Consider the following 18,619-nt stretch of genomic DNA (forward strand, 5'->3'; position numbering starts at 1 on the left):
GGTTAGGTGTGAATCGCCCAAAATCTGACACGGTATACCTAGGTTTTCCCGCGAGCTCGCCCGCGGCGGCGTCGATAAGAGCAGGCCGCGAAGAGGCCCCCGATTTCCCGCGGGAGTGGTTCGAATTTACCAACCCGAACGACCCACACCACGTCTTTTCCATCGACCTGACATGGGTGGAATCGCACTACAGCTGCCAATTTGGGACGTCGGCATGCCGTGGCATCGATAAGAGCCAGCCCGACGTGGGCTGCTGCGTGCATGGCGCCTATATGGCCGATGAGGAAGACCGCGACCAGCTTTACGACGCCGTCTCGCGCATGCCCGCCAAGTATTGGCAGCTGCGCCCAGCGGGGGTAGATGAGTTCCTCGCGCAGGACGCTACGGATGAGTTGGAGCCATGGCTGGAGTGGGACGAGCTCGACGGCGAGGACGGCGAACCGGAACCGGCGCTGAAGACCCCCATTGTGGATGGCGCGTGCATTTTTGCCAATCGCGCCGGCTGGGCAACGGGTACGGGCTGCGCGCTGCACCAGTGGGCGGTCGATACCGGCGAGGAGCTCACCGTGGTCAAACCCGAGGTATGCTGGCAGCTACCGCTGCGCCGATACGAGGATTATGAAGAGCGCCCGGATGGGCAGGAGATTTTGCGCACCCAGATTGGCGAGTATGACCGCCGCGGTTGGGGCAATGGCGGCGAAGACTTTGATTGGTATTGCTCGGCCGATGCCGCCTGCCACGCCAACCCGCTACCGATGTGGCAATCGCACGAGGACGAGCTGGTAGCGCTCATGGGCCGGGAGTCCTATGACATCCTGGCCGCGTACTGCAAGGCACGCGCCGCGGCGGCCGAGCACGGCGTCCAGCTCACGCAGCACCCGGCCAGCGTGAAGGCTGGGAGCCTGCAGGCAGGAGGCCAGCAGGCGGAGAGCTAGAGCTCGAATTTATAGCCCAGGCCGCGCACCGTAACCAGGTGCTTCGGGCGGGAGGGCTGCTCCTCGATCTTGGAGCGCAGGCGCTTGACGTGGACGTCGAGCGTCTTGGTGTCGCCAACATAATCGGCACCCCAGATGCGGTCAATGAGCTGGCCACGGGTGAGCACGCGGCCGGCGTTGCGCAGCAGGTACTCCAGGAGGTCGAACTCTTTAAGAGGCATAGATACCGGCTCATCCGCAACGGTAACGGTGTGGCGTTCCACGTCCATCTTGACGCGGCCGCCCTCGAGGATCTGCTCGGCTACTTCTTCCTCCGCCTCGGTATCGGCACCGGCGCCGGAATCGTGGCCGCGGCGCAGGACCGCGCGGATGCGCGCGATGAGCTCGCGGGAGGAATAAGGCTTGGTCACGTAATCATCGGCGCCCAGCTCGAGGCCGACGACCTTGTCGATCTCGGAATCGCGCGCGGTCACCATGATGACCGGCACGGACGATGTGGTGCGCAGCTGCTTGCATACCTCGGTGCCGGACATGCCGGGCAGCATGAGGTCTAGAAGGACGATATCGATGTCGTTAGCGGCAAACTTTTCCAGCGCGGTGGGGCCATCGTGCGCGATGATCGGCTCGAAGCCCTCCTTGCGGAGGAGAAATGCCAGCGGATCTGCCAGCGACTCTTCATCTTCAACGATGAGGATGGTGGTCATTGTGCTTTATCCTTTCGACGTGCTGCAACGCGTGCTACTGCACGCGGGAGCCCAGGCGCCGCCGCGTCGACGGCATCCTTTTTCTCATTATCCTTCATGCCAGCTTCCTGCGCTGGCTTTTCTTCCCTGTAGATGGGCAATTCGATGGTGAATGTAGAACCCGTACCGGGCCGGGACCACAGTTTGATGTTGCCGCCATGGTTGGCCACCACGTGTTTAACAATTGCTAATCCTAGGCCAGTGCCTCCGGTCTGCCGCGACCGGGCTTGGTCTACGCGGAAGAAGCGCTCGAAGACGCGCTTTTGATCATCCGGTGCGATACCGATTCCGCGGTCCGTGACGCGGATGAGCACGACCCCGCCATCCACCACTTTTTGGGAGACCGATACCGGCATCTTCTCCGGCGAATAGTTAATCGCGTTGGAGATGAGGTTAGATAGTGCGGTAACCAGCAGGGACCTATCTCCTTTGACCTGCACGCCGACGGAGGCGCCCCGATTAAGCTCGATGGAGCGAGCCTCCGCAGCCAGTTGGTTGCGCGAGAGCGCTTCCTCGATGAGGTCATCGACGGCCAACGGTTCCATCTCCGGCAGCGCCTCGGCGCCTTGCAGCTTGGACAAGGAAATAAGCTCGCTGACCATATCGGCCATGCGGTTGGCTTCCTTGTAAACCTTATTGCCAAAGTACTCCACGGTTTCCTGGTCACCGGGGTCTTGTAGCAAGGCCTCGGCCAGCAGGGCAATGCCGCCGACGGGCGTCTTGAGCTCGTGGGAGACGTTTGCCACGAAGTCGCGGCGGGCGGATTCCATGCGGACGTTTTCGCTCTCATCGGTGCCGTAGATGATGACAAAGCGGCCGTCGTTAAGCGTCAGCGGCTTAATGACCGCCTTGACCTGTGTGACGCGGTGGCCCGTGCGGCGCTTGGGAATGGCCAGGTCGACGGTGCGGGTCTCCTTATCCTCGAAGACCTCCTGCGCGGTCTGCCACACGTCCGGGTTCACGGCGCGATCATGCACCAGGGACATCTCGTGGGCGGCGGAATTAGACATGACGATTTCTTGGCTGCGGTCCAACACCGCCAGGGCCGTCGGCGAGCCTTGCACGGCCAAGTGCAGTACCTGGCTGACCGTCGTGACCTGGTTGGCCTCGGCATCGCTGGCTTGGCGGTAGTGCGCAATGCGCCCGCGCAGCCAAGAAATCGCCGGTAGCGCCAGCCCGCAGGCCACCACGCCGGCGGCAAAGGAAAGAATTAATTCCACGTGTCTACCCTATCCACCACAAAGTCCCCAGGGAATACTCCCCGGGGACTGTGGCGCAGTTTCTTATTTACCGCCCTGCGCAGCAACGGCGGCAGCACCGGCAGCGGCGGCTTCCGGATCCAGGTAGGTGCCACCTGGGTTTACTACGGAGCCATCCTCGGTGATCTCATACACCAGCGGGATGCCGGTCGGAATATTCAGGCCGGCAATATCATCATCGGAGATATTGTCCAGGTGCTTGACCAGAGCGCGCAGGGAGTTGCCGTGCGCGGCGATGAGTACGGTTTCACCCTTCTTGGCGCGTGGGAGGATTTCCTCCTCGAAGTACGGAACGAAGCGGGCGACGACGTCCTTCAGGCACTCGGTCTGCGGGACCTTTTCCAGGTCGGCGTAGCGCGGGTCATTGGTCTGGGAGTACTCGGAGTCATCGGCCAGCTCCGGCGGGCGCGTGTCATAGGAGCGGCGCCATGCCATGAACTTTTCCTCACCGTATTCTTCCTTGGTCTCGGCCTTGTTCAGACCCTGCAGGGCGCCGTAGTGGCGCTCGTTGAGGCGCCAGTCGCGCACCACTGGGATCCAGTGGCGGTCGGCGGCGTTGAGTGCGATGTTCGCGGTGCGGATAGCACGGCGAAGAAGAGAGGTATAGAGGACATCGGGCAGAACGCCTTCCTGCGCGAGCAGCTCACCGCCGCGCTTGGCTTCCGCCTCGCCCTTCTCGGTCAGATCTACATCGACCCAGCCAGTGAACTGGTTGGACTCGTTCCACTTGGATTGGCCATGGCGAAGAAGAATCAGCTTTCCGTTAGTCATGTCTCCAGCATGCCACGAAATTATTACCGGCGTCAGGGTTTAATCCCCAATCGCCCGCCGTTGATGGCAATCCGGGACCTCGATGCGGCTGGCCTCGTCATAAATTTCTGCGAGCGCGGCGGCGGAGCTGGCCCAGCTAAAGCGCGCAGCGTGGGCGACGGCGGCTTCGCCCATGGCGATGCGCATGGGGTCGTCGTCAAGCAGGCGGGCTAGAGCATCGGCCCAGTCGGATGGGTCATGCGAGTGCACCAGCAAGCCGGTCTCCCCTTCGGCCACGGCTATGGGTAGCCCGCCGACGGCCGCGGCTACCACCGGCGTGCCCGAGGCCTGGGCCTCCAGCGACACCAGGCCGAAGGACTCGTTATAGCTAGGCACCGCCACAATATCGGCCGCGCGGTAGACCCCCACCAGCTCCTCTGGCGGGCGGGCGCCCAAAAAGCGCACGCGCTTATCGACGCCCAACTCACGCGCCAATTCCCTATAGGACTCCGGCGCCGTATTGGCTCCCGATGGTCCACCACAGATGACCACGCGCAGGTTGCGGGCCGGTTCGCGGCGGAAGAGCTCGGCCGTGGCGCGAATGAGGACCTCTGGGCCCTTGAATTTTTGCAGTCGCCCCACAAAGGCCACCACCTTGGTGTGCAGTGGAATGCCCAGCTCGCGGCGGGAGCGCTCGGTATTGCGGTCCGTGCCTGGGGTAAATAGCTCGACGTCGGCGCCGGGCGAGACCACGCGAATGATGTCGCACTCGGCGTCGTAGTGCTCGGCCAAGTCGCGGGCCTCTTGCTCGGTATTGACCACGAGCAGGTCCGCGTTATCCACCAATTGCTGCTCGCAAATGCGGCGGGCCTCGGACTCCAAGGTGTCATCCGCGGTCCGGGAGGCGTTCTTCACCGCGGCGAGGGTATGGGCCGTGTGGATGAGCGGGATGCCCCAAAGATCCCGCAGTAGCCAGCCCACCTGGCCGGAGAGCCAGTAGTGGGAGTGAATAAGGTCATATTTCTTGCCCTGCCACTTGGCAAATTGCACCATGCCGCCTGCGAAAGCGGCCAGCTGGGTGGGCAGATCCTCTTTATCCAGGCCCTCGTACGGCCCGGCGACGATATTAATAACGCGCAGGTGGGGTTCAACCTCAATGATTTCGCCCTGGCTCGGCCGAGTGGCGCGAGTGTAGACGTCCACCTCTATTCCCCGGCGAGCCAGTTGGCGCGCACTATTGAGGACGTAGACGTTCATGCCGCCGGCGTCCCCCGAGCCGGGCTGTTCAATCGGCGAGGTATGCATAGAGATCATGGCGATGCGCATGGCGCTCAATTCTACCGGCGCTATACTGGCCACTGCCAGAAACCTACGCCACCGAAAGGTAAAGTTTTGTCCGCATACGAATCACAGGCTTGGCTCCAGTATTACCCGGAATGGACACCGCACCACCTCGAGTACGGCAACACCACGTTGTTGGATATCTACGACAATAACCTTGAGGTCAACGCCGATAAACCGGCCACCTACTTCTTCGGCCGCACCCAAAAGTATGCGGAACTGGACCGGCAGGTTCGCGCTGCCGCCGCCGGCCTGAAGGCCTTCGGTGTGCGCCCCGGTGACCGCGTAGCCATCGTGGCACCAAACTCGCCGCAGTACATCGCGGCGTTCTACGCCATCTTGAAGCTGGGCGCCCAGGTGGTGCTGCACAACCCGCTCTACACCGCCCACGAGCTGGAGGGTCTCTTCCAGGATCACGGCGCGCGCATTGCCATCGCCTGGGATAAGGCAGCGCCGACCTTGGAGAAGCTGCGCGCGACCACCAACCTGGAAACGGTCGTGTCCATCAACATGATCAACGCCATGCCCACCCTGCAGCGCGCCGCCCTGCGCCTGCCCATCCCGCCGCTGAAGTCCAAGCGCGAGCAGCTCTCGTCCCCGGCGCCAAATACCGTGCCGTGGGAGACCTTGGTGGGCAACGCCATCGGCGGCGATGGTAGCGATATCACCACGCCGGAGGACGTGGACAAGGACACCATCGCGCTGATTATGTACACCTCTGGCACCACCGGCGCCCCGAAGGGCGCCATGCTCTCGCACGGCAACCTGTTTTCTAACCTGATGCAGGGCAAGGCGTGGGTACCAGGTTTGGGCGATAAGCCGGAGCGCATGCTGGCAGCCCTCCCCTTCTTCCACGCTTATGGCCTGACCATGAACGTGACCTTGGCGCAGTTCATCGGCGGCGAGCTGGTCATCCTGCCAAAGCCAGATATGTCGCTCATCATGCAGTTGATGAAGAAGCACACGCCGACCTGGGTTCCGGGCGTGCCGACGCTCTACGAGCGCATCGTGAAGGCCGCCGAGGATCAGGAAATCCCCATCAAGGGTGTGCGCGCAGCCTTCTCCGGCGCGTCTACCCTGCCTTCGGACACGGTCAACAAGTGGGAGAACTACACCGGCGGCCTCTTGGTGGAGGGCTATGGCCTCACCGAGTGCTCGCCGATTATCGTGGGCAACCCCATGAGCACCGACCGCCGCCCGGGCTACGTGGGCATTCCGTTCCCAGATACACAGGTGCGCATTGCCAACCCGGATAATCTGGACGAGACCCAGCCGGACGGCGTCGAAGGCGAGGTTCTGGCCCGCGGCCCGCAGATCTTCAAGGGCTACCTCAACAATGAAGAGGCCACCGAGGCCGCCTTCCACGGCGAGTGGTTCCGCACCGGCGATATGGGCGTCATGGAAGAAGACGGTTTTATCCGCCTGGTCAGCCGCATCAAGGAAATCATCATCACCGGCGGCTTCAACGTGTATCCGGGCGAGGTGGAAGAAATCCTGCGCGAGCACCCGAGCATCGATGACGTCGCCGTGGTCGGCCGCCCGCGCGAGGATGGCTCCGAGGACGTCGTGGCCTGCCTCGATCTCGCCGATGGCGCCGCCCTCGACCCGGAGGGACTCAAGGACTACTGCCGCGAGCGCCTGACCCGCTACAAGGTCCCGCGCACCTTCTACCACTTTGAGGAGCTGGCCAAGGACCAGATGGGCAAGATCCGTCGCCGCGAGGTCCAGGCAGACCTCATCCGCCGCCTCGAGACCGAACAGAACTAACATGTTCCGCCTTATCGATAGCCCCCTCGGACCCCTGCGCTTGCAGGCAAGCCCGCGGGGGCTTTCCCGCGTGGACATCACCGCGGCCAGCACCCTGCAGGAAGCGGTGGGCGGTGTGGAAGAAGGGGGCGTCGAAAAGCGCAGCGCGGACGTGCTCGACGCCGCCCAGGCACAGCTCGCGGAGTATTTCGCCGGCCAGCGCCGCGCCTTCGAGTTGCCCCTCGACCCGCCTGCGACGACCGACTTTCGCGCCGCGGTGCATGCGCGGCTGGCCGAGATTGGCTATGGGGAGACGGTCACCTACCGCGACGTCGCCAAGCTGCTGGGCCGGCCCGGCGCGACGCGGGCCGTGGGCAGTGCGTGCGGCGCCAATCCCCTGCTCATCGTGCGGCCATGCCACCGTGTGCTGCGCAGCGATGGCGGTCTCGGCGGCTATGCGGGTGGTCTGGAAGACAAACGTTTTTTGCTGACACTGGAAGAAAACTAGAGGGATTCCTCATGTTTGGGATATGCTATCCCCTCAGAAATAGTTTTTGTAGCCAAACGAAAGGTTTTCCGCGTGTCCGCTTCCACCTCCCGAGCCTGGCTCGAGCACTACAGCGATTGGACCCCACACACGTTGGACTACGGCGATAAAACCATCGTCGACTACTACCGCAATAACCTGCGGGTCAATGCCAATAAATCCGCCACCTACTTCTTCGGAAAGACACAGACCTACGCGGAGCTCGATACCCAAGTGTGCGCCGCTGCGGCTGGTCTCAAGGCTTTTGGCATTCGCCCCGGCGACAAGGTGGCCATCGTGCTGCCTAACTGCCCCCAGCACGTCGCGGCCTTCTACGCGGTGCAATTGCTTGGCGCCACCGTGGTCGAGCACAACCCGCTCTATACCGCCCCGGAGCTGGAAGGGCTGCTCAATGACCATGGGGCGCGCGTGGTCATCTCCTGGGATAAAACCGCCTCCACACTGGAAAAGCTACGCTCGACCACCCCGCTGGAGACCATCGTCTCCGTCAATATGGTCGATGCCATGCCACCACTCAAGCGCCTCGCGCTGCGCCTGCCCATCCCGCCGTTGGCCGCCAAGCGCGAGCAGCTCACCAGCCCCGCACCCAATACCGTGGAATGGTCCACCCTCATCGGCGCGGCCATTGGCGGCGATGGCTCGGACCTCGATATCCCTGAGATCTCCCAGGACGATATCGCGCTCATCCTCTATACCTCCGGCACCACCGGAAAGCCCAAGGGTGCCCTGCTCTCTCACGGCAACCTCATTGCTAACGCCATTCAGGGCAAGGCCTGGGTGCCACAGATGGGCAAGCAACAAGAGCGCTTCCTCGCAGCACTGCCCATCTTCCACGCCTACGGCATGACCACGCTGTGTATCTTCAGCATCTACCTTGGCGCCGAGCTCATCCTGGTCCCCTCCCCGCAGATGCCGCTGATTATGGACATCGTGAAGAAGCGCACGCCTACTTGGCTGCCGGGCGTGCCCACGTTGTATCAGAAGATCATGGACGCGGCGGAAGAAAAGGACGTCGACTTAAGCGGCATCCGCAATGCTTTCTCCGGCGCCGCCACACTACCCGTAGAGATTGTGGAGCGCTGGGAAGCCCTGACCGGCGGCCGGCTGGTGGAGGGCTTCGGCATGACGGAGACTTCCCCGGTTCTTACGGCCAATCCCATGAACGGCAAGCACCGCCCCGGCTATGTGGGCGTGCCCTTCCCGGATACGGAGGTGCGCATCGCCAACCCTGAGAACCTGGATGAGACCCAGCCCGATGGCCAACCGGGCGAGATGCTCGCGCGCGGCCCGCAGATTTTCCAGGGTTACTCTGGCAATGCCGCCGCTACCGAAAAGACCTTCCACAATGGCTGGTTCCGCACCGGTGATATGGCACTCATGGAACCGGATGGCTATATCAAGCTGGTCAGCCGCATCAAAGAAATCATCATCACCGGCGGCTTCAACGTCTACCCCGCTGAGGTGGAAGAGGCGATTGCCCAGCACCCCGACGTCGTGGATGTCGCCGCCGTGGGCCGCCCGCGCCAAGATGGCTCCGAGGATGTCGTCGGCTGCGTTACCCTGCGCGATGGCGCCGTGCTCGATCCAGAAGGCTTGAAGGAATTCTGCCGCGAGCGCCTGACCCGCTATAAGGTGCCGCGCACCTTCTACCACTTCGAAGATCTGGCGCGCGACCACCTGGGCAAAATCCGCCGCCACCAGGTGCGCAAGGACCTACTCGAGCTGCTGGAGGCAAAGGCCTAAACTTAGCGGCTATGGCAGATATTCATTATGGCGCTACCTTGACGGATTTCCTCGCGTCCGCCGTCGCGAGGTTTCCGCAGCGCCCCGCCACCTACTTCGCCGGCCAGACACTGACCTATGGCGAGCTCGATGCCCAGGTGGCGGCCGCGGCCGGTGCCCTGCGTGAGATGGGCGTGCGCCCCGGCGACCGCGTGGCGATTCTGCTGCCTAATTGCCCGCAGCATGTGGTGGCATTCTTCGCCATCCTGCGCCTGGGCGCAGTGGTGGTGGAGCACAATCCGCGCTATACCGCGCACGAGCTCACCCCGCTGCTCGCCCACCATGGCGCCCGTGTGGCGATTGCCTGGGAGGACATCGCCCCCACCGTGTCCGCGCAGGTAGAGACCACCATTACCGTTTCCCTCAGCGAGCCGCTTCCCCTCAGCGGCGCCCCGGCGGAGCCGCACCCCGCCGCGCTTTCCGACGCCGCCCTTATCCTCTACACCTCCGGCACCACCGCTCGCCCCAAGGGCGTGGTCTTAACCCACGGCAACCTCGCGGCCAACTGCCTGCAGCTGGAAACCCAGGCCCCGTTGCGCCCCGGACACGAGCGCTTTCTGGCCGCGCTGCCCATGTTCCATGCCTATGGCCTGACGATGAGCGTGCTCCTCGCGGTGCGCTGTGCGGCCGAGATCATCCTGCTGCCTGCCCCACACACCGACGCGGTGACCAAGGCGCTTGCCGCCCGCCGTCCCACCTGGATGCCGGGCGTGCCCACCATCTACGAGCGCGCCATGGCATCCACACCCGCGGCCGCAGACACAGCCGCGTCCGACGCGCCCACGGATCTCGGCGGGGTACGCTACTCCATCTCGGGCGCGGCCTCGCTCCCCTCGCGCATCATCGAGCCATGGGAGGCGCGCACCGGCGGCATGCTGGTGGAAGGATACGGGCTTACGGAAACCTCTCCCGTGCTGACTATCAACCCCCTCGATGACTCTCGGCGCGCCGGCACCATCGGCCTGCCACTGCCGGATACGCAGCTGCGCATCGGCGATCCTCACGATCTCAGCCGCACCCAGCCGGATGGCGAGGCCGGCGAGATCCTCGCCCGCGGCCCGCAGGTCTTTAGCGGCTACCTTGCCGACGCCCCCGCCACCGCCGCCGCCTTCCATGACGGCTGGTTCCGCACCGGAGACATGGGCGTTCGCGAGCCCGATGGCCATATCAGGTTGGTGGGCCGCATCAAGGAAATCATCATCACCGGTGGCTTCAATGTCTATCCCGGCGAGGTTGAGGAGGCCTTAACCTCCCATCCTGATATTGCCCAGGCCGCAGTCGTGGGCGTTCCTCGCTCCGATGGTTCAGAGGATGTCGCCGCTTGCGTGGTGCTTGCCCCCGGCGCGCAACTCGACGAGTCTGCCTTGCGCGACCATTGCCGCGGGTTGTTGGCGCGCTATAAGGTCCCGCAGCGCTTCTTTGCCATGGAGACGCTCGCCGCCGACCAGCTGGGCAAGCTGCGCCGCCGCGATGTCCAGCGCGATCTCCTCGCCCTGCTCAACCAGGGCTAGCCTTGTTCACGCGCTTCCCGGCGCACCGCCTGTTCGTAGATGCGCTCGGATCGTTCCTCAAGGTCGTGCTGGGCGCGGGCTTGGGCTTTAGCGGCGGCGTCGGAACGCGGCGGAGCCTGAATATGCCGCGCGGCGTGCAGGCCCAATTGCAGTTCTTTGGCGCGCAGAACCTCCGCATCGATTTTGATGCCCAAAATGAGCATCGTATTAGATAGCCACACGGCCATGAATACGGCCATAATGAGGCTGAAGGCGCCGTAGACGCTGGCTCCGGCAAAGCGCTGGGTATACAGCGCAAATGCTCCCCACACCGCAACATTGGTGCTCAACGCTACGACGGAGCCTAGGGTTATCCACCGAAAGCGCGCCGGCCGCACGTTCGGGGAAAAGTGATACAAGATAGCGATCAAGCTCAGCACGATCACCACGGTGAGCGGGAAGCGCAGCCAATTCCACACTGGCATGAAGATCCCACCCAAAAAGTCCGCGGTGCCCTGCATCTCCAGCTTGCCCGCGAGCGGATTGATAACGCCGCTCACAATCGTATCGCGCAGCAGGTTGGCAAAAAGCACGATGACCGCGCCGATGACCAAGATGATGGTAAGCCCCCACATGAGCGCCCAAGTGCGGATAATCCCGCGGCCTTCTACCCGCCCGTAAACGGTATTGGCGGTGCGGGAGAAGGCACGCACGTAGGCCGAGGCGGCAAAAAGAGAAACCAGCACGGATACCACCAGCGCGAAGGTGCCTTGTGCCGTGGAACCAATGATGGAGCCAACCAGTTTTTCGGCCTGCTCCGTCATCGAACTGGGCACGTAGTCTGCAATGAACTGCGAAGTTAATTCGTGTACCTCGGCGCGCCGAGAGGAAAAGATGAGCGTCGCTATCGAATAGGCCGCGAGCACCGTAGGGGCAAAGGCCATAAGCGTGAAGTACGTCATCGTGGCGGCGCGATCCATCAAGGCATCATGGAAGAAATCGGCCCACACGCGGCGGAGCACCAGCCCCCAGCTTTCCTTGCGCAGGCGGTTGCCGCGGGCCAACGGATCGACATTTTCGGTGTGGCCTTCAATCTTGACCACGGTGGGCGCAGTGCTCGGCACGATTTTATCCGCGCCCTCATAGACGGATTTGCCCACCGGAGTAGCCGCAGCGCTCGGCGGTTCGCCGGAAGACGAATTGCCAGGGGTGCGTGCGGCGCCAGAAACCTCGGCGGAATCGTCCAGTGTGCTCATATTATCCCAGCGTATGCGGTAAAGAATCTATTTCAGGAAGTGACACTCAGCTGTGATTACACTGGAGAAGCATGACTGAACAGAATGAAAAGAAGCTCAACGTGAAATCCTTCGAACTCGACCACCGCCTAGTCAGCGCGCCATATATCCGCGTGGCCGACCGCACGGATTTGGGCGGCGGCGTCGAAATCATCAAGTATGACCTGCGCTTCTGCCAGCCGAACCAGGACCACCTGGATACCAAGGCGCTGCATTCGGTGGAGCACATGATGGCCAACTTCATGCGCAATTACACCGATAAGCTCATCGGTTTTGCCCCGATGGGCTGCCGCACTGGCTTCTACGCCATCACCAACGGCATGGAGCAAGATGAGCTGCTGCGCGCGGTGGAAGGCGCGCTTAACGATATTCTTAACGCTACCGAGGTACCGGCCGCCAACGAAGAGCAGTGCGGCTGGGGTGCGCACCACAGCTTGGAGGGCGCGCAGGAGGCGGCCCGCGCATTCTTGGGCGCTAAGGATGAGTGGCTCCAAGTCATGGCCGCCTAAGCTAAGCGGATCCACCGGCACGGTAGGTGCCGAACTGAAAAAGCGGCCACGATAGACCCGAAAACCGTGTGGTTAAGGGCGCTATCGTGGCTGCTTTGTAGGTTTTAGGCCCTAGAGCCCGGAGCGAAAAGCAGTCGCGTGCTACTCGTCGAGGGCGAGGCCAATCCAGACGGGTTCGGGCACGAGTTCCACACCGAAGGTCTCATGGACGCCGTCGCGGATGGTGCGGGCGAGGTCCACGATATCGGCGGCCGTGGCCTCGCCGCGGTTGGTCAGCGCCAGCGTGTGCTTCGTCGAGAGCGTGGCCCGGCCGGAGCCCGGGTAGCCCTTGGCAAACCCGGCGCGGTCAATGAGCCAGGCGGCGGAGAGCTTTTCCCGGCCGGTCTCTGCAGAGGGGTGGCGGGGCATGGAGTCTGCGGTGGCGTCGCCAAGCGAGGCACGGACCTTGGCCTGGACGGCGTCGGCAAGAGCGGAGTCCACCACCGGGTTGGTAAAGAAAGAGCCAGCGGACCAGGTGTCATGGTCGGTGGGGTCGAGCACCATGCCCTTGCCACGGCGCAGCTTGAGGACCTGCTCGCGGACCTCGGCCACGGGGCGGCGCTCGCCCGGATTCTGGGTGAGCTGGCCAAAGCGCAGCGGGCGGGAAAGGCCCTCGGTATCGAGCTGGAGCTCCACCTCAAGGACCACGGCGCGGCCGGTGAATTTCAGGTTGGAATAGCGATACGCTAGCTCCAGGTCGGAGGCGGGAACCCATTCATCGGTATCGGTGCGGCGGTTATAGAGGCGCACGCGGGTAAGGACCTCAGAGATCTCCGCGCCATAGGCACCCACATTCTGCACGGGGACCGCGCCCACGGTGCCGGGAATGCCGGAGAGGCACTCTATGCCGCCCAGGCCGAGCTGCACGGAGCGGGCTACCACGTCATCCCAGACGGCGCCCGCCTGTGCGCGCACCACTCCGGTCTCGGTGTCCATAGAGACCTCATCGAAGTCGAGGATAACCGCGACGAGATCCACTGCGCCATCGGCCACCAAAAGGTTAGAGCCGCCGCCAACGACGATGAATTTCACTTCGGCGTGATCAAGGGCACGCACCACGGCGACGGCAGCCTCTGGCTGCGAACAGCGCAGTGCGGCCTGCGGTTTTCCGCCCACACGCAGCGTAGTCAGGTCCGCGAAGGTGGCGGTGGGGTCCAGTTCTACCCCGTCGATCTCTGTGAGCTGTTGCGTCAAAGATTTATCAAGCACGCCTACCAAGGTAGTCTGTTAGGCATGTCAACCCGTAGTGAAAACACCGTAACCATCAATCAGCCCATCGAAAAGGTTCACAAGGCGCTGCTCACCAAGGAATACTGGGAGTACATCGTGGCCAACCTCTCCCCTGAGGCGGGCCAGGTGCACGACTTCAGCGATAACGTAGCCACCCTCTTCGAGGTTCTGCCGACCACCCTGCTGCCAGAGGCAGTGCGCGCCATGGTCTCCCAGGACCTGAAGGTCAAGCGCGTGGTTACCGTGGGCGAGCTCAGCGGCGAGGCTGCTGACGTTAACTACACCGCGGATGTCAAGGGCACCCCGGTTGATTTCAAGGGCGATATCTCCCTGGCTGGCGAGGGCGAGATGACCAAGCTGTCCTACGTCAACGAGATTTCCGTCAATATCCCGATGATGGGCGCCGCCATCGAGCCGAAGGTGGGCGAGTCCCTGGGCGAGCTCTTCGATAACGAGGGCAAGCTGACCGAACAGTGGATCTCTGAGAACGCCTAAGTTCTACAGAACCGAAATTTATGGCCGACCACGCACATAATCTGCGCGCTAGCGCAGCTGCGGGTCGGCCTTTTGGCGTTATCACCCGCGGCACCACCAACCACAACCGGCTGCGGCGCTGCGATAGGTGGATGCTCGCGCACCCGGAGATTTCCGCGCTGCTGCGGCATGTAGATACCCCGCTGGCGCTCGACGTGGGCTACGGGGCCTCGCATGCGACCACCGTGGAGTGGGCGGGGTGGCTGCGCCGGGCGAATCCGCAGGTAGACGTGCGCGGGCTGGAAATCCACCCGGACCGGGTGCTGCCGCCGCGCGATGGCGTGCGCTTCGAGCTGGGCGGTTTTGAGCTGGCCGGGTACCGGCCTCAGCTAGTGCGCGCGTTTAATGTGCTGCGCCAGTATGACGTGGACCAGGTGGAAGAGGCCTGGCAGACGGTATGTTCCCGCCTCGCCCCAGGCGGTTTCTTTGTGGAGGGCACCTGCGATGAGCTCGGCCGGCGCGCGGCCTGGTTGCTGCTCGATGCCCATGGTCCGCGGACGCTCACCCTGGCGTGGGACCCGTTTGACGTGGCGCGTCCCTCCGATATTGCCGAGCGCCTGCCCAAAATCCTCATCCACCGCAATGTGCCCGGCGAGCCCATCCACGAGCTGCTTCAGGCCGCCGACGAAGCTTGGGATCGCGCTGCCGGCTGGGCGCCTTACGGCCCGCGCGTGCGCTGGCGTAGGGCACGAGCCATGCTTGCCGACGCCCCCTTTGACATCCACCCCATCCGCCGGCGCCTGCGCGATAATGTGCTCACCGTGGACTGGGAATCGGTGGCGCCGCAAGGTTAAAAATGTGCTGCTAACTTCGCCGTAGACTTTGCCCCGCGCCGTCTCATGCGCCACACTGGTACGCATGGCTTCGAAGAAATCGGCGGGTTCACTCGCCTGGAAAATCATCATTGGCATCCTCGTAGCACTTCTCGTGCTCATTCTGCTGGCTGAGTTTGGCCTGCGCTGGTTCATCGGCAACCAGATGACCTCGCAGTTCAACGAGGCCGCTGAGCAAGAGGGCATCCAGGTCAAAGAAGACCCCTCCGTCAGCTTCGGCGGCAGCCCGCTCCTGTGGGGCCTGTTTCAGGGCTCCATTTCCCAGATGGATATGACCACGCCGTCCACCCTGCAAATCGATGGCACCGAGATCAAGGGCCAACCTGCCTCCGAGATCCACGTGGAAGATATGAGCACGGATCAGGACAACCCGGTGGCCGGCAAGCTGCGCGCTTCTACCACCGTGCCGGATGACTACCTGCTGGCCTCCTTCCAGAAGGGTATTTCCGAGCAAGCCGGCAGCGACAAGGTGGGCAATATGGTGGTCACGGAGATTACCGCCAATGAGCAGGACCATGTGCTGGACGTGAAGTTCGCCGGCGGCCTAGCCAACCTCTCGCTGGAGCCCACTGCCCACGATGGAAAGCTCGATATCCGCGCCACCGAGGCCTCCATCTTCGGCCTTGAGCTGCCGGATCAGGCCACCGAAGCCATCTCCTCCGCGCTGCAAAACGGCATGTCGGATCAGTTCGTGGGCTCGGACATGAACGTCGATTCCGTGGAGGTGCTCGATGGCGAGCTCAAGCTCACCATCACCGGCACCGATGTTCCGATGAACGACATGGATAAGCTGGCCGGCGGCGAGGGCACCACCGGCAATGGTGGGGCCAACAATGGCGCGCCGCAGCAGGACGCGCAGAAGGAAGCCGCCTAAACCAAAGCTGCGGGAAATTCGAGGACCGGAAGCGTGGCAGCCGCCAACTCCGGTCCTTTTTTCATGCCTTCTTCACCGGCACCGGATTCCGCGCGGTCCAGGGCCGCGGCCGCGGAGCTGCGCACAATGAGGCGCTGGTAGCCGGCTTGGTGGGCGGCGTTGAGGGCGGCGTCGGCAAGCGGGGCGTCTGGGACGATGAGGCCCAAGCGGGCCGGATCCGGGCAGGCCTCGCGGATGGCGATGAGCTCGGAGAGCACGGCATTGGCATCCGACACGGTCTCATCGAGGCTGACCCACACCTCGCTGGCGCCCGATTGGATGGCTAAGCGCGCCTCAGAGGCCTTGATAAGCGTGTGGTGGCGGCCGGTGGGATAGCCGGCGACGGAGATGATATCGGTCGCGCCGGCCCCCGCGGCGAGGGAAACATGGTGCGGGGAGACCACGACGGTATTATCGGCGGCGCGGTCCTTGACCGTCGCGGCCGGGGCAGCAAGCAGGTTAAGCATTAGTAGCTGTAATCGCCGTTGATGATGGCCTTGAGCTGCGGGCGCACATCAAACCAGTACACGCCGGTAATGACCGTGCCGATCCACGACAAGAAAAGCATGCCGGTGGCCATCGCTACCGCCGAGCCCGCCAGCAGGCCAACCCACACCCACTTGCCCTGACGGTCGCCGGCGCGGAAGGCGTCCTCGCGCGTGGAGGCGGCAAGCACCGCACCGACGATGGCGGTCAGGGTGAGGATTTGGAAGATGTAGCTGTCTAGATTCAGGGCAAGTTCATAAAGGAAATTCATGCAGATTAATTCTGTGGGTCGTCGGTGTCGATTACTTCGCCATCGATAATATTATCGCCCTGCGAAGGAGCCGAATTCTGGCCGGGGCGCGGGCCATTCTTCTTTTCCGCGCGGCGGGCCTGGGCGGAGTTATAGGCGTCTACGACGCCCTCGCGGGTCTCGTTATAGGCGGTGGAGAACTTGCCCTTGGCGTCAGCGAAAGACGCGGACTCGCGGGTGCCGTCTGCGGCCTTCTTTAAGGAAGCACCAAATTCCTTCGCGGTGGCGGTGGCCTTATCTACTAGGCCGTCCTTGCCAGTGCTGCCATAGGGGCTCTCTGCCTGCGCGCCTTGAGCGTGCTGGGCACGCTCTTCTTGCAGGCGGCCGCCGAAGTCCTTGGCTACCTCAAAAGCAGCGCTGCCGGCATCTTTCAGGGAATCGAAAATCTTCTTATTATCGCTCATTGCTCATCACTCCTTTTGTTTAAGCACCAAAGATCAGGTGGTTGATCGCGAATATCACCAATCCTGCCAGGGAACCGACGATAGTGCCGTTCAAACGAATAAATTGCAGGTCCTTGCCCACCATGAGCTCGATATTGTGGGAGGCTTCCTCCGCATCCCAGCGCTTGATGGTCTCCGGGATAATCGCGATAATTTCCGGCGCGAATTTCTCCACCGCGTAGCGCGCGGCCTTATCCACGAGGGCATTGGCTTGGGCCAGGAATTCGGAGTCCTCGAGCAGACGGTGCGCCAGCTCCTTCACCTTCGCCGTAATCTTCTGGCGCAGGAAAGACTCTGGGTCATTGAGCTGGTCAATGAGCGTGGTGGACACCGTGCGCCACATGGCCGCCGGTGCCTGCTGGGCTTGATCGGAGGCGAGCATCTCTTGCTTGATGCCCTCGATGCGCCCGCGCATGTCCGCATCCCACTGCAGATCCGAGGCCAGCTTGGACAGGTTGCGGCGAATGGCCAGACGGGCCTCGTGGTTGCCATTGCGGCGCACCTCATCGGCGAATTCCACGAGCTCGGTATAGACCTTCTCCCCCACCATCTCGCGGGCAAAGCGCGGCGCCCATCCTGGCATGCGTTCGTCGATGGCGGTGACCACGGTGGGCTCCATGCTCAGAATCTTGCCGTGCGCCCACTCAATGAGGTCGTCTTCCAGCGGACGAGCCTTGCCGTCAGCAATATAGCCCTCCAGCAACCTACCCAGCGGCGGGCCCCACTCGGGCTCGGCCAGGCGGTCCATGACTTGGGTGCGGATGAATTGCTCTGCCTCAGCTGGGTCGAGATCCTCCACCACGCTGGCGGCACGCTCGCCAATCCACGCGGAGACCTCCTCCGCCTTGCCGGGCTCCACACCCTGGCGTGCCAGCCATAGCGGCAGCTCCGCCTCCCGGACCTTGGCGCTAAGTGCATCCGCGGTCAGGAAGTTCTCCTCCACGAAGTCCTTCAAGGCATCGCCCACGCGGTCCTTATTATTCGGAATCAACGCCGTATGCGGGATGGGCAGGCCCATCGGCCGGCGGAATAACGCGGTCACCGCAAACCAATCCGCCAGGCCACCCACCATGCCGGCCTCCGCCGCGGCACGCACGTAGCCCACCCATACCGGAGCCCCGCTTTCCGACGCCTGCCACCACGAACACCCCAAAAAGATCACCGCCGCACCAATCAGGAATGACAGCGCAATCGCTTTCCACCGGCGCAGATCCGCACGACGGGCCTCCTGGTTGCCAGCCTGCGGCACGGGAGCAGCACCCGACGATGCCGATGCCGTAGCCGTTTCGAGGCCTTCCTCCGCGCGGTGCGTCATGAGTTCTCCTTGAGGTTGTGAAGGTGTATTCGGGCTTCGACCATTAAGACTAGTGCGTACTTAAAAGCACTCGACCTCTGCCTTCAGTAATTAAACTTATGAACGCCAAAGAATCTGAA

At 63.0% G+C, this 18,619-nt stretch carries 19 protein-coding genes; 9 read left to right on the forward strand and 10 right to left on the reverse strand.

All coding sequences use genetic code 11. From position 1 onward, the window contains the following. The first annotated feature begins 8 nt into the window (after window positions 1-8). The gene (locus QKD99_RS06105; RefSeq protein WP_347950977.1) at window positions 9-935 is read left to right on the forward strand and encodes a hypothetical protein; all 927 of its coding nucleotides are present in this window, start codon (window positions 9-11) and stop codon (window positions 933-935) included. On the opposite strand, the gene QKD99_RS06110 is transcribed toward QKD99_RS06105, so the two are convergent. From QKD99_RS06110 to mshA, 4 genes are all read right to left on the reverse strand, one after another. Further along, complete coding sequence (locus tag QKD99_RS06110) at window positions 932-1,639, reverse strand: response regulator transcription factor (RefSeq protein ID WP_005327214.1); 708 nt, start codon at window positions 1,637-1,639, stop codon at window positions 932-934. The genes QKD99_RS06105 and QKD99_RS06110 overlap by 4 nt on opposite strands. Beyond that, window positions 1,636-2,898: an ATP-binding protein gene (locus tag QKD99_RS06115; RefSeq protein WP_347950978.1), complete on the reverse strand. Its 1,263-nt coding sequence runs from the start codon at window positions 2,896-2,898 to the stop codon at window positions 1,636-1,638. The genes QKD99_RS06110 and QKD99_RS06115 overlap by 4 nt, the downstream gene beginning before the upstream one ends. A gap of 63 nt (window positions 2,899-2,961) precedes the next feature. Then, window positions 2,962-3,708, reverse strand: a complete 747-nt coding sequence (locus tag QKD99_RS06120; RefSeq protein ID WP_238800529.1) for a phosphoglyceromutase — start codon at window positions 3,706-3,708, stop codon at window positions 2,962-2,964. A 39-nt stretch (window positions 3,709-3,747) separates the two neighbouring features. Beyond that, window positions 3,748-5,013 carry a D-inositol-3-phosphate glycosyltransferase gene (mshA, locus tag QKD99_RS06125; RefSeq protein ID WP_347950979.1) on the reverse strand — a complete coding sequence of 422 codons (1,266 nt, stop codon included), beginning with the start codon at window positions 5,011-5,013 and terminating at the stop codon, window positions 3,748-3,750. Window positions 5,014-5,079: 66 nt separating this feature from the next. Between mshA and QKD99_RS06130 the strand changes: the two genes are divergently transcribed. The 4 genes from QKD99_RS06130 (at window position 5,080) to QKD99_RS06145 (ending at window position 10,614) form a co-directional block, all read left to right on the forward strand. Continuing rightward, the gene (locus QKD99_RS06130; RefSeq protein WP_347950980.1) at window positions 5,080-6,795 is read left to right on the forward strand and encodes a long-chain-fatty-acid--CoA ligase; all 1,716 of its coding nucleotides are present in this window, start codon (window positions 5,080-5,082) and stop codon (window positions 6,793-6,795) included. 1 nt (window position 6,796) lies between these two features. After that, the gene (locus QKD99_RS06135; RefSeq protein ID WP_347950981.1) at window positions 6,797-7,282 is read left to right on the forward strand and encodes a methylated-DNA--[protein]-cysteine S-methyltransferase; all 486 of its coding nucleotides are present in this window, start codon (window positions 6,797-6,799) and stop codon (window positions 7,280-7,282) included. A 72-nt stretch (window positions 7,283-7,354) separates the two neighbouring features. Further along, window positions 7,355-9,064, forward strand: a complete 1,710-nt coding sequence (locus QKD99_RS06140; protein WP_347950982.1) for a long-chain-fatty-acid--CoA ligase — start codon at window positions 7,355-7,357, stop codon at window positions 9,062-9,064. Window positions 9,065-9,075: 11 nt separating this feature from the next. Further along, window positions 9,076-10,614: an AMP-binding protein gene (locus QKD99_RS06145; protein WP_347950983.1), complete on the forward strand. Its 1,539-nt coding sequence runs from the start codon at window positions 9,076-9,078 to the stop codon at window positions 10,612-10,614. Here QKD99_RS06145 and QKD99_RS06150 read toward each other — a convergent pair. Beyond that, on the reverse strand, window positions 10,611-11,849 hold the full coding sequence (locus QKD99_RS06150; protein WP_347950984.1) for a YihY/virulence factor BrkB family protein: 1,239 nt from the start codon (window positions 11,847-11,849) through the stop codon (window positions 10,611-10,613). The two genes, QKD99_RS06145 and QKD99_RS06150, sit on opposite strands and share 4 nt — an antisense overlap. Before the next feature lie 71 nt (window positions 11,850-11,920). Between QKD99_RS06150 and QKD99_RS06155 the strand changes: the two genes are divergently transcribed. Beyond that, window positions 11,921-12,397 carry an S-ribosylhomocysteine lyase gene (locus QKD99_RS06155; protein WP_238800542.1) on the forward strand — a complete coding sequence of 159 codons (477 nt, stop codon included), beginning with the start codon at window positions 11,921-11,923 and terminating at the stop codon, window positions 12,395-12,397. 141 nt (window positions 12,398-12,538) lie between these two features. Here QKD99_RS06155 and QKD99_RS06160 read toward each other — a convergent pair whose 3' ends face one another. Further along, window positions 12,539-13,645 carry a UDP-N-acetylmuramate dehydrogenase gene (locus tag QKD99_RS06160; protein ID WP_347950985.1) on the reverse strand — a complete coding sequence of 369 codons (1,107 nt, stop codon included), beginning with the start codon at window positions 13,643-13,645 and terminating at the stop codon, window positions 12,539-12,541. Window positions 13,646-13,669: 24 nt separating this feature from the next. Between QKD99_RS06160 and QKD99_RS06165 the strand changes: the two genes are divergently transcribed. The 3 genes from QKD99_RS06165 (at window position 13,670) to QKD99_RS06175 (ending at window position 15,907) form a co-directional block, all read left to right on the forward strand. Then, window positions 13,670-14,161, forward strand: a complete 492-nt coding sequence (locus QKD99_RS06165) for a DUF2505 domain-containing protein (protein WP_049377830.1) — start codon at window positions 13,670-13,672, stop codon at window positions 14,159-14,161. Between the two features lie 20 nt (window positions 14,162-14,181). Continuing rightward, entirely contained in the window at window positions 14,182-14,994 is an 813-nt protein-coding gene (locus QKD99_RS06170; RefSeq protein ID WP_347950986.1) for a class I SAM-dependent methyltransferase, read from the forward strand. A gap of 64 nt (window positions 14,995-15,058) precedes the next feature. Then, window positions 15,059-15,907 carry a DUF2993 domain-containing protein gene (locus tag QKD99_RS06175; RefSeq protein ID WP_347950987.1) on the forward strand — a complete coding sequence of 283 codons (849 nt, stop codon included), beginning with the start codon at window positions 15,059-15,061 and terminating at the stop codon, window positions 15,905-15,907. On the opposite strand, the gene QKD99_RS06180 is transcribed toward QKD99_RS06175, so the two are convergent. From QKD99_RS06180 to QKD99_RS06195, 4 genes are read right to left on the reverse strand one after another with little or no spacing between them, the layout of a single operon-like run. Then, window positions 15,904-16,413, reverse strand: coding sequence for a deoxyribose-phosphate aldolase (locus QKD99_RS06180; protein ID WP_347950988.1), 510 nt, complete (start codon window positions 16,411-16,413; stop codon window positions 15,904-15,906). The two genes, QKD99_RS06175 and QKD99_RS06180, sit on opposite strands and share 4 nt — an antisense overlap. Beyond that, entirely contained in the window at window positions 16,413-16,703 is a 291-nt protein-coding gene (locus QKD99_RS06185; RefSeq protein ID WP_347950989.1) for a DUF2516 family protein, read from the reverse strand. Before QKD99_RS06185 ends, QKD99_RS06180 begins: the two co-directional genes overlap by 1 nt. Before the next feature lie 5 nt (window positions 16,704-16,708). After that, window positions 16,709-17,146, reverse strand: coding sequence for a CGLAU_01105 family protein (locus QKD99_RS06190; protein WP_347950990.1), 438 nt, complete (start codon window positions 17,144-17,146; stop codon window positions 16,709-16,711). Between the two features lie 19 nt (window positions 17,147-17,165). Continuing rightward, window positions 17,166-18,500, reverse strand: a complete 1,335-nt coding sequence (locus QKD99_RS06195; RefSeq protein WP_347950991.1) for a DUF445 family protein — start codon at window positions 18,498-18,500, stop codon at window positions 17,166-17,168. Window positions 18,501-18,619: the final 119 nt, after the last annotated feature.

Origin of the sequence: Corynebacterium sp. c3Ub_189, from assembly GCF_039907195.1 — a bacterium.
Taxonomy (GTDB): Bacteria; Actinomycetota; Actinomycetes; order Mycobacteriales; family Mycobacteriaceae; genus Corynebacterium.

What these genes read in the sequence shown, in the direction of transcription:
- QKD99_RS06110 (WP_005327214.1), bottom strand. Translation starts at nt 1,639, where the DNA reads ATGACCACCATCCTCATCGTTGAAGATGAAGAGTCGCTGGCAGATCCG.
- QKD99_RS06120 (WP_238800529.1), bottom strand. Translation starts at nt 3,708, where the DNA reads ATGACTAACGGAAAGCTGATTCTTCTTCGCCATGGCCAATCCAAGTGG.
- mshA (WP_347950979.1), bottom strand. Translation starts at nt 5,013, where the DNA reads ATGCGCATCGCCATGATCTCTATGCATACCTCGCCGATTGAACAGCCC.
- QKD99_RS06135 (WP_347950981.1), top strand. Translation starts at nt 6,797, where the DNA reads ATGTTCCGCCTTATCGATAGCCCCCTCGGACCCCTGCGCTTGCAGGCA.
- QKD99_RS06145 (WP_347950983.1), top strand. Translation starts at nt 9,076, where the DNA reads ATGGCAGATATTCATTATGGCGCTACCTTGACGGATTTCCTCGCGTCC.
- QKD99_RS06150 (WP_347950984.1), bottom strand. Translation starts at nt 11,849, where the DNA reads ATGAGCACACTGGACGATTCCGCCGAGGTTTCTGGCGCCGCACGCACC.
- QKD99_RS06155 (WP_238800542.1), top strand. Translation starts at nt 11,921, where the DNA reads ATGACTGAACAGAATGAAAAGAAGCTCAACGTGAAATCCTTCGAACTC.
- QKD99_RS06165 (WP_049377830.1), top strand. Translation starts at nt 13,670, where the DNA reads ATGTCAACCCGTAGTGAAAACACCGTAACCATCAATCAGCCCATCGAA.
- QKD99_RS06170 (WP_347950986.1), top strand. Translation starts at nt 14,182, where the DNA reads ATGGCCGACCACGCACATAATCTGCGCGCTAGCGCAGCTGCGGGTCGG.
- QKD99_RS06175 (WP_347950987.1), top strand. Translation starts at nt 15,059, where the DNA reads ATGGCTTCGAAGAAATCGGCGGGTTCACTCGCCTGGAAAATCATCATT.
- QKD99_RS06180 (WP_347950988.1), bottom strand. Translation starts at nt 16,413, where the DNA reads ATGCTTAACCTGCTTGCTGCCCCGGCCGCGACGGTCAAGGACCGCGCC.
- QKD99_RS06185 (WP_347950989.1), bottom strand. Translation starts at nt 16,703, where the DNA reads ATGAATTTCCTTTATGAACTTGCCCTGAATCTAGACAGCTACATCTTC.
- QKD99_RS06190 (WP_347950990.1), bottom strand. Translation starts at nt 17,146, where the DNA reads ATGAGCGATAATAAGAAGATTTTCGATTCCCTGAAAGATGCCGGCAGC.
- QKD99_RS06195 (WP_347950991.1), bottom strand. Translation starts at nt 18,500, where the DNA reads ATGACGCACCGCGCGGAGGAAGGCCTCGAAACGGCTACGGCATCGGCA.